Source organism: Catellatospora methionotrophica (assembly GCF_011297335.1).
GTDB classification, from domain to species: domain Bacteria; phylum Actinomycetota; class Actinomycetes; order Mycobacteriales; family Micromonosporaceae; genus Catellatospora; species Catellatospora methionotrophica.
This window is the reverse complement of sequence record NZ_JAAOTJ010000001.1, coordinates 346551-361194: the sequence shown is the minus strand read 5'-3', so window position 1 is coordinate 361194 and position 14644 is coordinate 346551. Positions and strand designations below refer to the sequence as shown.

Sequence of the window (14644 nt, the reverse complement as noted above, 5' to 3'; positions counted from 1 at the left end):
CGTACCCTTCGATAGTCGCAGGTCGATCGAAGGGTACGTGGTGGCCGACTCCGCAGCGTCGAAGGAACGCGGCCTGGGCCCGATGCTGGTCATCGTGGCTCTGCTGCTGTGCGTGGGCACCCCGGCGTGGGTGTTCTACCGGCAGTGGGCCGACCCGCGCACCAAGGCGGGCATGACCGAGGCCGCCACGGCCTACCTCGACGCGTTGCGCGACGGCGACCTGCCCGCGGCCTACCGGTGGGTCTGCGCGAGCGAGCAGGAGAAGTATCCGCTGGAGCAGTGGAGCCGCTACCACGACGAGCCCGACATCGAGAGTTACACGATCACCGACGTGGTGATTCAGGACCTCACCGAGGCTCCCGCGAGCTACTCCGTCGACGCCGACCTGCGCTACGCCGACGGCCGCACCCAGCTCTGGCACTACGTGCTCTATGACGAGAGCGACGGCTGGCGTATCTGCTACGAGACCGGCATCAGCCGGCCGCCCGCGTAGGTCGAAATTGTTTCGAGCCAATTCATCGACACTCTTGACACTCTCGATGTTATCGCTAACATTCTTTTAACACGGATCTGACCTCCCCGTGAGGTACGGGAAACACCGCGCCCGGACCTGCAGTCAACCGGCTCGACTCTGGATCGGCATCGGATGCCGGAGCGCGCAGGCGCAGGTGTGGCCGGTAACAGTCCGTGCCGTGCGCTGCCCTGCCGTGCGCTGAAGTCCGGACCCGATCATCAGGCCCGCACTCCACGTACCGAGGAGCAACGCATGACACACCGACCACGGCGGTTCGGGCTCGGCGCACTCGCCGCCACCCTGCTGCTGTCCCTCGGCCTCACCGCGCTGCCGCAGCCCGCGGTCGCCGCCGAGACCTACGCGGCCTACCTCATGGCCCACTTCACCGGCGAGAGCGCCAGCGGCGAGCAGATCTACTTCTCCGCCAGCACCGACGGTCTGCACTGGACCGACCTCAACTACTCCCAGCCGGTGCTGCGCTCCACCGTCGGCGAACTCGGCGTACGCGACCCCAGCCTCGTGCGCTCGCCGAACGGGGACAGGTTCTTCCTGCTCGCCACCGACCTGCGCATCGCCAGCGGCAAGGGCTGGGACGCCGCGCAGCACGCGGGCAGCACGTCCCTGGTCGTCTGGGAGTCCACCGACCTGGTCACCTGGTCCGCGCCGCGCCTGGTCAACGTCGCGGGCAGCATCGCCTCGGCGGGCTGCGCCTGGGCGCCCGAGGCGATCTGGGACCCCGCCGCGGGCAACTACCTCGTCTACTGGGCGACCATCTCCCCGCGCAACGGTGTCGACAAGGCGCGCATCTGGTACTCCCGGACCACCGACTTCCGCACCTTCACCACCGCCCAGCCCTACATCGACCGGCCCGGCAGCCAGGGCATCATCGACACTCAGCTCATCGAGATTCCCGGCAGCGTCGGCGGCTACCGCTACATCCGCGCCTCCGGCGACGGGCAGATCTCGATCGAGGGCAGCAACCAGCTGCTCAGCGGCTGGACCAGGCTCGGCGACATCGCCCACCTCGGGCTGACCGGCGCGCAGGTCGAAGGCCCGATCATGCACCAGTACAACAACCGCAACGAGTGGGGACTCTGGGTCGACCAGTACGCCACCGGCCGGGGTTACCTCCCGCTCACCTCCACCAACCTGGCCGCCACCGGCACCTACCGCACTCGCGCGGCCTCGGAGTACGCGCTCGGCGCGAGCCACAAGCGGCACGGCTCCATCATCGGCATCACCCAGGCACAGTACGACCGGCTGCGCGGCAAGTGGGGCAGCGGCACCGCCCGGCGGCTGCAGTCGTTCAACTTCACCGACCGCTACGTCCGGCACGCCAACTTCGACGTGCGCATCGACCCGAACGTCAGCCCGCTCGCCGACTCGCAGTGGCGGCTCGTGCCTGGCCTGGCGAACGCGGCCTCCGGCTACGTGTCGTTCGAGTCGGTGAACTTCCCCGGCCACTACCTGCGGCACAGCAACTACGACTTCGCCCTGGTACGCGGCGACGGCTCCGCGCAGTTCGCCGCCGACGCCACCTTCCGGCAGGTCGCCGGGCTGGCCGACGCCTCCGCGGTGTCCTTCCAGTCCTACAACAACACCAGCCGCTATCTCCGCCACTACAACTACCTGCTGCGCCTCGACCCGGCGGCCACCGCCACCGAGCGCGCCGACGCCACGTTCCGACTCGTCACCAGCTGATCCGCCGTTTCCGAGAGCGAGGTTCCGTGACAACCTTCCACCACCGACGCCGGGCGGTCTCCCGAGCGCTCGCCGTGTGCCTGGGCGCGTCCCTGCTGACCGTGGCCGCCGGTGAACCCGCGTCGGCGGCCACGATCCCGACCGGCGCGCGGTCGCTGCAGTCGGTCAACCTGCCCGGTTCCTATCTCCGGCACAGCAACTATCTCGGCAGTGTCGCCGTGGTGGGTTCCGGCAGCTCCGCGCAGGCCAGGAGCGACGCCACCTTCACCGTCGCACCCGGCCTGGCGGGCGGCGCCGGGTGCGTGTCGTTCCAGGCCGCCAACGGCATGTGGCTGCGCCACCGGGACTATCGCGTACGCCTGGAGGCCAACAACGGCAGCGCCACGTTCTTGGCGGACGCCACCTTCTGCGTGCGCGACGGGTCGGCCTCCGGCTCGGTGCGCCTGGAGTCGTCCAACTTTCCCGGCCGCTACCTGCGCCACCGCGACAGTGAACTCTGGATCGACCCGCCGGCCACCAACGCGGGCACCTTCGCCGCGGACAGCTCGTTCCAGGTGACGGCCCCATGGGTCGCGGGCCGCCGCAGCCCGGTCATCAAAGGCCTGTACGGCGACCCGAACATCGCCTACCTCAACGGCCGCTACTACGTCTACCCGACCACCGACGGCTACGCGGGCTGGAGCTCGGCGCGGTTCAAGGCGTTCTCGTCGACGGACCTGGTCACCTGGACCGACCACGGCACGATCCTGGACCTCGGGCCGCAGGTCAGCTGGGCGGACAGCCGGGCCTGGGCGCCGACGATCGCCTACCGCGACGGCCGGTACTACTTCTACTTCTGCGCCGACACCAGCATCGGCGTCGCGACCTCGACCAGCCCGACCGGCCCGTTCACAGACCCGCTCGGGCGGCCGCTGGTGGCTGCCGGGTTCCGCAGCGGCCAGATGATCGACCCGCACGTCTTCACCGACGACGACGGCGTGTCCTACCTGTACTGGGGCAACGGCTACGCCTACGGGGTGCGCCTCAACGCCGACATGATCTCCTTCGACGCGGCCCAGGTCCGTACGTTCAGCCTGCCGAACTTCCGGGAGGCCCCGTTCACGTTCAAGCGCAACGGCGTCTACTACCTGTCCTACTCGGTCGACGACACCCGCTCGGAGAACTACCACGTCGAGTACGCCACCGCCGCCTCGCCGTTCGGGCCGTGGACCCATCGCGGCACGATCCTGTCCAAGAACCTCAGCCTCGGTGTCAAGGGCCCGGGCCACCACTCCGTGGTCAGGGCCCCGAACAGCGACACCTGGCACATCGCCTACCACCGGTTCGCCATCCCGGCCGGAGACGGCATGAACCGCGAGGTGACCGTCGACCAGCTGCGCTTCAACACCGACGGCACCATCCAGCCCGTCGTGCCGACCCTCTGAGCCGAAGCCGGGCGCGGATACCGGTGAAGGTTGTTTACCGAGCGGCTCGAGCGGGCACCCCAGTGCTGTAGCAAGGTCCCACGCGCAGAAGGAGAACAGGTCATGACCGTCGCCGGAATCATCTCGGCCATCATCGTCGGCCTCGTCATCGGCGCTCTCGGCCGGCTGGTCGTGCCCGGCCGGCAGAACCTGCCGATCTGGCTGACCATCATCGTCGGCATCGTCGCCGCGCTCATCGGCACCGCCATCGCCCAGGCGGTCGGTGTGGCTGTCACCGACGGCATCGACTGGATCGAGCTGGTGTTCCAGATCGGCCTCGCCGCGCTGGGCGTCGCGCTCATCGCCGGGGTGCGCGGCCGCTCGGTCGTCTGAGCCGCCGTACGTCACCAGCAGGGCCCGGGACGGTTGTCCCGGGCCCTGCCCGTGTCCTCCCATCGGCGTTAACCCCACGATCAACCGGGTAAGCGAGGGGGGTGACTGAGCAACCTGTGGTCCTCGGCAAGCGCTACCGCCTCGTCGAGCGGATCGGCTCCGGCGGCATGGCGGTGGTGTGGCGCGCCCACGACCAGGTCCTGCACCGTACGGTCGCGGTCAAGATGCTCTCGCCGCACCTGGCCGCCGAGCCGCACCACCTCCAGCTGCTGCGCACCGAGGCGCTGGCGGTCGCGGGCCTGGCCCATCCACGGATCACCAGCGTCTACGACTACGGGCAGCAGCTGCTCGACGGCCACGAGCAGCCGTACCTCGTGATGGAGCTGGTCGACGGCGTCACGCTGCGCCAGGCGCTGCGGGACACCCCGTCCGGGCTGTCCTGGCAGGACGTGGCGTCGATCACCGGGCAGGTCGCGGCGGCCCTCGCCGCCGCCCACGCGCGGGGCATCGTGCACCGCGACGTCACCCCCGCCAACATCATGCTGACCGCGGACGGGGTGAAGGTGCTCGACTTCGGCATCTGCGTGCTCACCGGCTTCGACGACGGCGCATCCGACGAACTGGTGGGGACCGTCGACTACGTCGCGCCCGAGCGGGTCACCGGCCGCAGCGCCGTGACGGCCGCCAGCGACGTGTACTCCCTCGGCATGGTCATGTACCGCTGCCTGTCGGGGCGGCTGCCCTGGGAGCGCACGACACCCACCCGGCGGCTGCGCCAGCATGTGTTCACCCCGCCGCAGGAGCTGCCGCCGGTGCCGGGCATGCCGCAGGAGGTGGTCGAACTGTGCCTGAGCTGCCTCGCGAAGGACCCCGCCGACCGGCCGAGCGCCGCGCGGATCGCCACCGCGCTGGGCCGGTGGAGCGTGCCGGAATCCCGCGCGGCGGGGGCGGCCCCGGCGGAGGAGAGCACCAGGCTGCTGGCCGTGCCGGCCGAACTCACCCGGCGCGACCGCCAACCGGTTCCCGGACTGCGCACCCGGCTGGCCGCCTCGGTGCGGACCATGCCGGCCGAGCGCCGGGTCGGCCTGTCGGCCGGTGCGGTCGCCGTCGCTGTCCTTACCGGTGCGCTGGTGGTCAACGGGGGACCGGTGGCGGAAGCGGGCGCCGCCCAGGTGCCCGTGCCGCCGGACGGCTGCCAGGTCAGCCTGCAGGTCCACGCCACCGGCACCGGCTATACGGCGACGCTGGCCGTCAACAGCTTCCGCGACCGGCCCCGGCCGTGGCGGCTGACCTTCACGGTCGGCGACGGCTGGAAGGTCGGCGGCCAGCGGCCGGCGACGGTCCAGCAGGACGGACCGCAGACCATCGTGACCGGCCCCGTCGACCTCGTCGCGGGCAAGCCGGTCACCGTCGGCCTGGTCGGGTCGGCGAAGACGGCGAACGCCGCTCCGGCGCGGTTCGTGCTCGACGGCACCGCCTGCCAGAGCAACGTCAACGTGTTCAGCGCCGCGCCGTCACCGGCGGCCGCGACCGAGCCCGTGAAGCGTGAGCCGGTCGGCCCTGCCGAGCCGCACGGCAAACCCAAGCCGAAGCCCAAGCCCAAGAAGAAGCCCTAGGCGGGCCCGGCCGCCCTTCCGACGCCCGCGAAGGCGATGGAAGGGCGGCCGGGAGGCGACCCGATCCCGGTTCGTCAGAGCTGCTGCTTGTCGCCGTGGTCGATCGCCGAGCTGTCCCGCATCTGCAGGTAGGGCTCGCTGTCGGCGGGGTGGCCCGCGACGATCGCGCGCTGGCGTTCGAGTTCGGCGTCGAGTTCCGCGCCGAACAGGATCGCCAGGTTCGAGATCCACAGCCAGACCAGGAAGACGATGATGCCGCCCAGGCTGCCGTATGTCTCGGCGTACGAGCCGAAGTTGGCGGCGTAGTAGCCGAACCCGGCGGACGCGGCGATCCACAGCACGACCGCGACCAGCCCGCCGGGGCTGATCCAGCGGAAGCCGCCCTGGCGGGCGTTGGGGGAGGCCCAGTACAGGATCGCGAACAGCAGCGCGATCAGCACGATCAGCACCGGCCACTTGAAGATCTGCCAGGCGGTCACCACCGGCCCGGACAGCCCGAGCGCGCCGCCGAGCGCCTCGGCGAGCCGCCCGCTGACCACGACGATCAGCACGCTGGCGACCAGCAGCACCCCGGTCGCCAGGGTCACCGCGAGCCGGATCGGCAGCCGCTTCCACAGTGGTCTGCCCTCGGGCACGTCGTAGATGGCGTTGGACGCCTGCATGAACGCGTCGACGTAACCCGACGCGGACCACATCGCCACCGCCAGGCCGATGATCGCGGCGATGCCCGCCTTGCTGTCGTTGGCCTGCACGTTGTCCAGGGCGGCGGTGAACACCTCGCGGACCGCGGTCGGCATGATCGGGGTGACGTCGTCGAGTACGGAGTCGACGAGCCGGTCGTCGAACAGGCCGACGGCGGCGGCCAGCACGAGGATGCCGGGGAACAGCGACAGCACACCGTAGTAGGTCAGGGCGGCGGCCCACACCTGCAGGCTGTCGGTGTCGAACTCCTTGACGGTCCGGACCAGCACCTGCCACCAGGACCGCAGGCTGAGGTCGGTGGGGCTGCGCGGACCGGCGTCGGGCGGCGGCGCGGGCACGGGCTTGGACGAGGGGTCGGGCTTCATGGTCCTGCCATACCGCCGGCCCCACCCGCGCTAACTTCCGCTCCGGCGCGGCCGCCGTGACGGAGCGACCGGAGCCGCATAAGCGGTCGCCGGACGGGTATCGGCCTGCCAACACCACACCATCAAGGGGAGATGACCATGCCGAGCAAGGATGACGCCGTCGCCAGTGCGCAGGACGCGCTGAGCACGGCCTCCGCCGTCGTCGCCGAGAAGGCCGCCGAGGCCAAGCAGGCCGCGATCGACACCGGACACGCCCTGGCCGCCGGTGCGGGCGAGCTCAAGGCCAACGTCGCCCACACCGCGGTGGCGGCCAAGGACGCGGCGGCCGAGGCGATCACGGCGGTCAACGACAAGCTGCCGCGTACGGCCGACGAGTGGGAGGCCGCGGGCCGCGACGTGCTCGACAGCATCCGCCGCAACCCCGCCTCGTGGGCCGCCGTCGGCGCGGTGTTCCTGGTCGGCTGGCTGCTGGGCCGCAGCGCGGCCGGGTCGAAGAAGTAACCGCCGATGTCGGGTACGGAGATCGCGGCGCTGATCGCCTCGGGAGCCTTCGCGATGCTCGTGCTGGTGCTCGCCGTGCCGATCCTGCGGCTGCGCCGCACGGTCGACGCGACCACCGACATGATCCGCGAGGTGACCGCGAAGACCGGTCCGCTGCTGGACAACGTCAACCAGACGGTGGGCGAGGTCAACACCACCGTGGGCCAGGTGCAGACCACCTTGGACGGCATCAACCTGCAGCTGGTACGCGTCGACGCGGTGACCGGTCCGCTGTCGGCCGCCGCGGCGAACGTCGCCAAGGTCGCCACCGCGGTGACCGGAGCGTCGAACTCGCCGATCGGCAAGGCCGCGACCCTGGCGTTCGGCATCCGCCGCGCGCTCGCGGCACGCAACAACCGGTGACGACGTGACGGCCGGGCCCGGCGTACGGGCCCGGCCCCCCACGCCCCCACGTGGGCAGCTCGCCCCCTCGGCCCTTCCAACATAGACGCTGGCCTATCTCATCGAGTTCGATCTACGAATTCTCGATGAGATAGGCCAGCGTCTATTCATGGGGGTCGGGTCGGGTCAGCTCTGCTCGGGCGGTCAGGTTCGGGTTGTCGTCGGCGGGGTGGTCGGGTTTCGCCTCCGGCCCACCGTGCCGAGTTGTGCTCGCAGTGTCGTGGCCAGGTCGCCGGCCGCGATCAGCTCCTGCTCGGTGAGCGGGTCCACGAACAGCTCGCGGATGGCGCGCAGGTGCGGCACGGTCGAGGCGCGGAACGCCTGCAGGCCGGTCGGTGTCAGCACGATCTCCGCGCCCCGGCTGTCGGCGGCGCACTCCTCGCGGCGGATCAGCTCGCGCCGCTCCATCCGCCCCAGGTGATGCGACAGACGACTGCGCTCCCAGTCGATGTGGGCCGCTAGCTCGGACGAGCGCATCCGCTGCCCCTCGGCCTCGCTGAGCGCGAGCAGCACCGCGTAGTCGCCCGACGACAGCGACGACTCGCTCTGCAGCCGTGCGGTCAGCTCGGCCCGCAGCGCGTCGGCCGTCTCGATGAAGTCGCGCCAGATCCGCAGCTGCTCGGTGGTCGGCAGCTGCCGGGTCCGGCGCGGCCGTGGTGTGTTCTGGGTCATCCCGCCTCCGATTGACATGTCAATCATACCGGAGCTACTAATTGACATGTCAATCAGTGGCCCGCAGTGAGGGGGAGATCATGACCACCGAGGGCTTCCAGCTGGGCCTCAACTCGTTCGGCGAGGTGGCCACCGACGGCGACCGGGTGCTCAGCGACGCCGAGACCGTACGGCTGATCGTCGAGGAGGCACAGCTCGCCGACGCCGTCGGGCTGGACGTGTTCAGCGTCGGCGAGCACTACCGCGACGGCTTCACCGACTCGGCGACGCCCGTGCTGCTCGCCGCGATCGCCAAGGCCACCGAGCGGACCCGGCTCGGCACCTCGGTCACCGTGCTCAGCACCAACGACCCCGTACGCCTCTACCACGAGTTCTCGACCCTCGACGCGGTGTCCGGCGGGCGGGCCCAGCTCGTCCTCGGCCGTGCCTCGGCGACGGAGTCGTTCCCGCTGTTCGGCTACGACCTGGCCGACTACGAGCGCCTGTTCGAGGAGAAGCTCGACCTGTTCATGCGGCTCCAGCGCCAGGACACGGTCACCTGGTCGGGCACCGTACGCAGCCCGCTCACCGCCCAGCGGCTGCACCCGCGCATGCCCGAGGGCGGCATCCCGACCTGGATCGGGGTGGGCGGCAGCCCGAACTCGGTGCTGCGCGCCGCCCGCTACGGGCTGCCGCTCATGATGGCGATCATCGGCGGCCGGCCGCAGCGCTTCGCCGGCAACGTGGCGCTCTACCGGCGCGCCCTCGAACAGTTCGGGCACCCGCCGCTGCCGATCGGGCAGCACTCGCTCGGCCTGGTCGCCGACACCGACACCGAAGCCGTGGAGACCTGGTGGCGGCACTGGCAGCCGGTCGTGGCCGAACTCGCCCGCGAACGCGGCTTCTACAGCCCGTCCCGCGAACGCTACGAGGCCGAGATCGACGGCGGTGCGCTGTTCGTCGGTTCGCCCGAGACGGTCGCCCGAAAGATCGCCACGATGGTCCGTGACCTGCGGATCAGCCGCTTCGACCTCAAGTACGACATCATGCGCCTGCCCCGGCAGGCCCGCGCTCGCAGCATCGAGCTGTTCGGCCGCGAGGTCGCCCCGCGGGTGCGCGAACTGCTCAGTAGGGAGCCCAGCCATGTCTGACCTCGTGTTCGGCCTCGACACCTTCGGTGACGTGCCCGACGACGACCACGGCCGCCCGGTGTCGTACGCCGCCGCGATCCGGCAGGTCGTCGAGGAGGCGGTGCTCGCCGACGACCTCGGCGTCGACGCCTTCGCCGTCGGCGAGCACCACCGCCCGGAGTACTCCGTCTCGACGCCCGAGACCGTGCTGGCCGGAATCGCGACCCGCACCTCGCGCATCCGGCTCGGCTCCGGGGTGACCGTGCTCAGCTCCGACGACCCGGTCCGGGTGTTCCAGCGCTTCGCCACCGTCGACGCGCTGTCGCAGGGCCGCGCCGAGGTCATCCTCGGCCGGGGCTCGTTCACCGAGTCGTTCCCGCTGTTCGGCTACGACCTGGCCGACTACGACGTGCTGTTCGAGGAGAAGATCGACCTGTTCGTGAAGCTGCTCGACGAGCGGCCGGTCACCTGGAGCGGGACCGTACGCCCTCCGCTGCGCGACGCCGACGTGTTCCCGAAGACCGACGCGGGCCGCCTGAAAACCTGGGTCGGGGTCGGCGGCTCCCCGCAGTCGGTGGTGCGCACGGCCCGCTACGGCCTGCCGCTCATGCTCGCCGTCATCGGCGGGCAGCCCAGCCGGTTCGCCCCCTACATCGACCTCTACCGGCGCGCCGCCGAGCAGCACGGCACCACCGCGCACCCGGTCGGCATGCACTCGCCCGGTTTCGTCGCCGACACCGACGAGCAGGCCAAAGAGATCTTCTGGCCGCACTACCGGGTCATCCGCGACCGGATCGGCGCGCTGCGCGGCTGGCCGCCGATCCGGCGCGCCGAGTTCGACAGCGAGGTCGAGCACGGCTCGCTCTACATCGGCTCACCGGAGACCGTCGCCCGCAAGATCGTCCGTACCGTCGGCGCGCTCGGCGTGGGCCGGTTCGACCTGATCTACACCGCCGGCGCGCAGCCGGTCAGCGCCCGCCTGCGCGCCGTCGAGCTGTACGGCGCGAAGGTCGTCCCCATGGTCCGCGACCTGCTCGCCTGAACCCCGAAGGAGATCACGTGAACGGCTCGGACGGTCACTTGACCCTCGCCATCCTCGGCGCGGGCAAACTGGGCACCGTGCTCGGGCGGCTCGCCGTGGCCGCCGGATACCGGGTGCTCATCGCCGGTTCCGGCGACCCGGCGAAGATCGCGCTGACGGTGGAGGTGCTGACCCCCGGCGCGGTCGCGACCACGGCCGCCGACGCGGCAGCCCGCGCGGACATCGTCGTGCTCGCCCTGCCGCTGGGCAGGTATCGCAGCCTCGACGCGGACACGTTGCGCGGCAGGCTCGTCGTCGACGCGATGAACTACTGGTGGGAGGTCGACGGCAGCCGCGACGACCTCACCGACCCGCGCACCTCCTCCAGCGAGACCGTCCAGGCGCACCTGGCCGGGGCACGGGTGGTGAAGGCGTTCAACCACGTCGGCTACCACGACATCGAGGAGCAGGCCCGCCCCGCCGGGGCGGCGGGGCGTACGGCGGTCGCGATAGCGGGCGACGACCCCGCCGACGTGGCGGAGGTCGCCGCGCTGGTCGACGCGCTCGGCTTCGACCCGGTCCTCGCCGGGCCACTGGCGCGGGGCGTCAGCTTCGAACCCGGCACGGAGCTGTTCGGCGCGGACGTCGACGCCGCCGAGGTCCGCGCCCGGCTCGACCGCTTCCCGCAGTCCGAGCGAGGTCGGGTCGTCGCCCAGGCGCGCGGCCCGGAGTGAGCTCAGCCGTGCCGCGCGGTGGGGCGACGCGGGTGCGGCTGCGTCGCGGGTTCCGGCGTGGCCGCCTGCGTTATCAGCCGCAGCATCCGCCGGTCGCTGCCGTGGCCGCCCGCACCACCGGCAGGGTCAGCAGGTCGCCCGCGATTCCGGTGGACAGGCCGCGCGGACCTTCCGCAGCCGATGCGGGCGTGCCGCAGCACGCGGCGTCGTCGGCGCTCAGCGCGGCGCTGCTGGAGCACACCCCGGTCTCGGGCAGTTCCAGTCGCACGTCGCGGGCGGCGGCCCAGTCTCCGGCCAGAGCGGCGACCACCGAGCGGACCTGCTCGTACCCGGTGGCCATGAGGAACGTCGGCGCGCGTCCGTACGACTTCGCGCCGACGGTGAAGTAGCCGGGTTCGGGATGGGTGAGCTCGTCGACGCCGTGCGGTGGCACGGTGCCGCAGGAGTGCCGGTTCGGGTCGATCAGCGGCGCGAGCGCGCGGGTCGAGCCGAGCACGGGGTCGAGGTCGAGCCGCAGCTCGGAGGCGATCGTGTGGTCGGGCCGAAAGCCGGTGGCCGCCACGATCCGGTCGGCGGTGACGCGCTCGCCGCTGCGGGCGGTCACCGTCACCCGGCCGCCGTCCACACTGACCGACCGCACCGAGAACCCGGCGTGCAGCGTGATCACACCGGAGTCGACCAGCGCCCGTACGCGGGACCCGAGCGCGCCGCGCGCGGGCAGGGCGTCGGCGTCGCCGCCGCCGTAGGTGCGGGTCGCCGCGCCGGTGCGGATCGCCCAGCTCACCGCGGTGCCTGGCGCCTGCGCCGCGAGTTGTGCCAGGGCGAGCAGCGTGTTGGCGGCGGAGTGGCCAGCGCCGACGACCAGGGTGTGTCGCCCGGCGAAGCGGTCGCGGTCGGCGCCCAGCACGTCGGGCAGCGCGCTGTCGAGGTATGCCGCTGCCTGGGGCTCGCCGTGGGCGGGCAGGCCGGAGCCGCCCAGGACGTTCGGGGTGGGCCAGGTGCCGGAGGCGTCGACGACGGCTCGTGCGGTGAGTTCCTCGCCCGTGGCCAGGCGGATCAGGAACGGGGTGTGCTCCCGGCCGTCGGTGCGGATCCGGTCGACGCCGTCGCGGCTGATCGCGACCACCTTCGCGCCGTATCGCACGCGGCCCGCCAGCGCGGGCAGTGCGGTGAGCGGTTCCAGGTAGCCGGTCACGATCTGCGCGCCCAGCGGCAGGTCGGCCAGGTCCGGCGCGGTCCAGCCGTCGGCCTCCAGCAGCCGGCGGGCCGCCTGGTCGAGGTTGAACCGCCAGGGGCTGAACAGCCGCACATGCCCCCAGCCGGCCATGGCCGCGGCCGGGCCGTCGCCGGCCTCCAGGACCAGGAAGTCGAGGCCGCGCTCAGCCAGGTGGGCGGCGGCGGCGAGGCCGACGGGCCCCGCGCCGACCACCACGACGGGAAGGTGACTCTGGCCTGCTTGCTTAGAAGATTCTCTAATCATGGTTCCAGGTTGCCGCCTACTTAGACATCTGTCAACTCAGCACGTTGCCGCCTGCTTCGAAACCTGTCAACCTAGACGTATGCCCAAGCAGCTGACCGTGCTCGATGCCGAGGTGTGCTGCGCGCCCCTGGCCACCGCTGCCGTTCCGGCGGACGCCGCCGCGGATGTCGCCGCCGCGTTCAAGGCCATGGGTGACCCGGTGCGGTTGCAGCTGCTGTCGATGATCACCTCGGCGGCGGCGGGGGAGATCTGCGTCTGCGACCTCACCCCGGCCTTCGAGCTGACCGGGCCCACCATCTCGCATCACCTGAAGGTGCTGCGTGAAGCAGGTCTGGTCGAGTCGGACCGCCGCGGCACGTGGGTCTGGTACCGGGCCAACCGCTCGCGGCTGGCGGCCCTGTCGGCTGTCCTGGACGTCACGCCGGCCGACTGACGGTCAGCCCGGCACCGGATGTTCATGTCTGCGAACTTGCGGCGCTGACGTCCCGCCCTGTCTCATAAGCGGGTGGTGATATCAGTTCCCGGTGATGCCTCGGAGGTGGTGCGGCTGCTGGCCGATCCGGCACGCGCCGCCATCGTCGACGTGCTCGCCGCAGGTCCCGCCTGCACCTGCCATCTCGTCGAGGACCTGGGCCTGACGCAGCCCAACATCTCCAACCACCTGCGCGTGCTGCGTCACGCCGGGGTGGTCAGGGCCGAACCGCACGGCCGCTACACCTACTACCACCTCGACCCCGACGTCCTCGATGCCGCCGCCGCACACCTGAGCGTGCTTGCCGCGCGGGCGCGGGCCACCTCCGGCGACCGCCGGGAGTGCTGATGGCCGCTCCGCTTCCCCGACGGCTGCTAGCCGAATGTCTCGGCACCACGCTGCTGGTGACCGCCGTCGCCGGATCCGGGATGGCGGCGACCCGGCTGTCCCCGTACGACATGGGCCTGCAGTTGCTGGAGAACTCCACGGCGACCGTGTTCGCCCTGGCGGTGCTGATCGTGATCCTCGGCCCGCTGTCGGGCGCCCATTTCAACCCGGTGGTCACAGTCGCGGCGTGGTGGTTGGGCCGCCGGGATGGCGCGGGACTGCCGGGCAGGGACGCCACCGGGTACGTCGTGGCGCAGACGCTCGGGGCGATCTGCGGCGCGGTGCTGGCCAACGCGATGTTCGGGGTCGCCCAGGGCCTGTCCGCGACGGTCCGGACCGGGCCCCGGCTGTGGCTCGGCGAGACCGTCGCCACGGCCGGGCTGCTGCTGCTCGTCTTCGCGCTGGTGCGCACCGGCCGCACCGCCCTCGCCGCGCCCACGGTCGCGGCGTACATCGGGGCCGCCTACTGGTTCACCAGTTCCACCAGCTTCGCCAACCCCGCCGTCACCATCGGCCGCGCCTTCACCGAGTCCTTCGCCGGGATCGCCCCGGCCAGCGTGCCCGCGTTCGTGACGGCGCAGCTCGCCGGAGCGCTGATCGGCGTCGCGCTGGTGCTCGCCCTCTACCCGCTCGCCGCGAACCCTTTCGAGGAGAACCGTGATGACCGACCCGACACCCAGCGTCCTGTTCGTGTGCGTGCACAACGCGGGCCGATCCCAGATGGCGGCCGGGTGGCTGAGACACCTCGCCGGTGACGCCGTCGAGGTTCGCTCCGCCGGGTCGGCGCCCGCCGACCAGGTCAATCCCGTCGCCGTCGAGGCGATGCGCGAGGTCGGCATCGACATCACCGGGCAGGCGCCGAAGATCGTGACCCCGCAGGACGCGGCGGCCTCCACCGTGGTGATCACGATGGGCTGCGGCGACGTCTGCCCCTACTTCCCCGGCCAGCGCCACGAGGACTGGAAACTCGACGACCCCGCCGGACAGGACATCGCAGCCGTCCGCCTGATCCGCGACGAGATCGGCGACCGGGTCCGGGCACTGGTCGCCGAGCTCCGCCCCGCCGGCTGACCGGCCCGGGCCGCAAGCGGTGGCGGGAGCAGCGATTACACTTCGCCGGACGCTGACAGCGA

At 71.6% G+C, this 14644-nt stretch carries 17 protein-coding genes; 14 read left to right on the top strand and 3 right to left on the bottom strand.

What is annotated here, in order from left to right; genetic code table 11:
- Positions 1-40: 40 nt before the first annotated feature.
- From HAV40_RS01680 to HAV40_RS01660, 5 genes are all read left to right on the top strand, one after another.
- Positions 41-493 carry an Rv0361 family membrane protein gene (locus tag HAV40_RS01680; RefSeq protein WP_166378263.1) on the top strand — a complete coding sequence of 151 codons (453 nt, stop codon included), beginning with the start codon at positions 41-43 and terminating at the stop codon, positions 491-493.
- 273 nt (positions 494-766) lie between these two features.
- Entirely contained in the window at positions 767-2215 is a 1449-nt protein-coding gene (locus HAV40_RS01675) for a glycoside hydrolase family 43 protein (RefSeq protein ID WP_166378261.1), read from the top strand.
- Between the two features lie 26 nt (positions 2216-2241).
- The gene (locus tag HAV40_RS01670; protein WP_203671303.1) at positions 2242-3639 is read left to right on the top strand and encodes a family 43 glycosylhydrolase; all 1398 of its coding nucleotides are present in this window, start codon (positions 2242-2244) and stop codon (positions 3637-3639) included.
- Positions 3640-3741: 102 nt separating this feature from the next.
- The gene (locus HAV40_RS01665) at positions 3742-4011 is read left to right on the top strand and encodes a GlsB/YeaQ/YmgE family stress response membrane protein (RefSeq protein WP_155368429.1); all 270 of its coding nucleotides are present in this window, start codon (positions 3742-3744) and stop codon (positions 4009-4011) included.
- Positions 4012-4112: 101 nt separating this feature from the next.
- Positions 4113-5627 carry a protein kinase domain-containing protein gene (locus HAV40_RS01660; protein WP_166378259.1) on the top strand — a complete coding sequence of 505 codons (1515 nt, stop codon included), beginning with the start codon at positions 4113-4115 and terminating at the stop codon, positions 5625-5627.
- Between the two features lie 74 nt (positions 5628-5701).
- Here the strand turns inward: HAV40_RS01660 and HAV40_RS01655 are convergent, their stop codons facing one another.
- Positions 5702-6694 carry a YihY/virulence factor BrkB family protein gene (locus HAV40_RS01655; protein WP_166378257.1) on the bottom strand — a complete coding sequence of 331 codons (993 nt, stop codon included), beginning with the start codon at positions 6692-6694 and terminating at the stop codon, positions 5702-5704.
- 138 nt (positions 6695-6832) lie between these two features.
- On the opposite strand from HAV40_RS01655, the gene HAV40_RS01650 reads away from it, so the two are divergent.
- Both HAV40_RS01650 and HAV40_RS01645 read left to right on the top strand, forming a co-directional pair.
- A complete protein-coding gene (locus HAV40_RS01650; protein ID WP_166378255.1) occupies positions 6833-7195 on the top strand; it encodes a hypothetical protein in 363 nt (120 codons plus the stop codon).
- A 6-nt stretch (positions 7196-7201) separates the two neighbouring features.
- Entirely contained in the window at positions 7202-7597 is a 396-nt protein-coding gene (locus HAV40_RS01645) for a DUF948 domain-containing protein (RefSeq protein WP_166378253.1), read from the top strand.
- A 183-nt stretch (positions 7598-7780) separates the two neighbouring features.
- On the opposite strand, the gene HAV40_RS01640 is transcribed toward HAV40_RS01645, so the two are convergent.
- Positions 7781-8308, bottom strand: a complete 528-nt coding sequence (locus HAV40_RS01640; protein ID WP_166378251.1) for a MarR family winged helix-turn-helix transcriptional regulator — start codon at positions 8306-8308, stop codon at positions 7781-7783.
- A gap of 80 nt (positions 8309-8388) precedes the next feature.
- Here HAV40_RS01640 and HAV40_RS01635 point away from each other — a divergent pair, with 80 nt between their 5' ends.
- The 3 genes from HAV40_RS01635 to HAV40_RS01625 are packed head-to-tail and all read left to right on the top strand — an operon-like array spanning position 8389 to position 11172.
- Positions 8389-9438 carry an LLM class flavin-dependent oxidoreductase gene (locus HAV40_RS01635; RefSeq protein ID WP_166378249.1) on the top strand — a complete coding sequence of 350 codons (1050 nt, stop codon included), beginning with the start codon at positions 8389-8391 and terminating at the stop codon, positions 9436-9438.
- Positions 9431-10459, top strand: a complete 1029-nt coding sequence (locus tag HAV40_RS01630; RefSeq protein WP_166378247.1) for an LLM class flavin-dependent oxidoreductase — start codon at positions 9431-9433, stop codon at positions 10457-10459. Before HAV40_RS01635 ends, HAV40_RS01630 begins: the two co-directional genes overlap by 8 nt.
- A 17-nt stretch (positions 10460-10476) precedes the next feature.
- Positions 10477-11172, top strand: coding sequence for an NADPH-dependent F420 reductase (locus tag HAV40_RS01625; protein WP_166378245.1), 696 nt, complete (start codon positions 10477-10479; stop codon positions 11170-11172).
- A 73-nt stretch (positions 11173-11245) separates the two neighbouring features.
- On the opposite strand, the gene HAV40_RS01620 is transcribed toward HAV40_RS01625, so the two are convergent.
- A complete protein-coding gene (locus HAV40_RS01620) occupies positions 11246-12652 on the bottom strand; it encodes an FAD-dependent oxidoreductase (protein WP_166378243.1) in 1407 nt (468 codons plus the stop codon).
- A gap of 79 nt (positions 12653-12731) precedes the next feature.
- Here HAV40_RS01620 and HAV40_RS01615 point away from each other — a divergent pair, with 79 nt between their 5' ends.
- From HAV40_RS01615 to HAV40_RS01600, 4 genes are all read left to right on the top strand, one after another.
- The gene (locus HAV40_RS01615; protein ID WP_166378241.1) at positions 12732-13085 is read left to right on the top strand and encodes an ArsR/SmtB family transcription factor; all 354 of its coding nucleotides are present in this window, start codon (positions 12732-12734) and stop codon (positions 13083-13085) included.
- Between the two features lie 72 nt (positions 13086-13157).
- Positions 13158-13472: an ArsR/SmtB family transcription factor gene (locus HAV40_RS01610; protein ID WP_166378239.1), complete on the top strand. Its 315-nt coding sequence runs from the start codon at positions 13158-13160 to the stop codon at positions 13470-13472.
- Positions 13472-14266: an aquaporin gene (locus tag HAV40_RS01605; protein WP_166378237.1), complete on the top strand. Its 795-nt coding sequence runs from the start codon at positions 13472-13474 to the stop codon at positions 14264-14266. The genes HAV40_RS01610 and HAV40_RS01605 overlap by 1 nt, the downstream gene beginning before the upstream one ends.
- Positions 14172-14582, top strand: a complete 411-nt coding sequence (locus tag HAV40_RS01600) for an arsenate reductase ArsC (protein WP_166378235.1) — start codon at positions 14172-14174, stop codon at positions 14580-14582. The genes HAV40_RS01605 and HAV40_RS01600 overlap by 95 nt, the downstream gene beginning before the upstream one ends.
- Positions 14583-14644 lie beyond the last annotated feature (62 nt).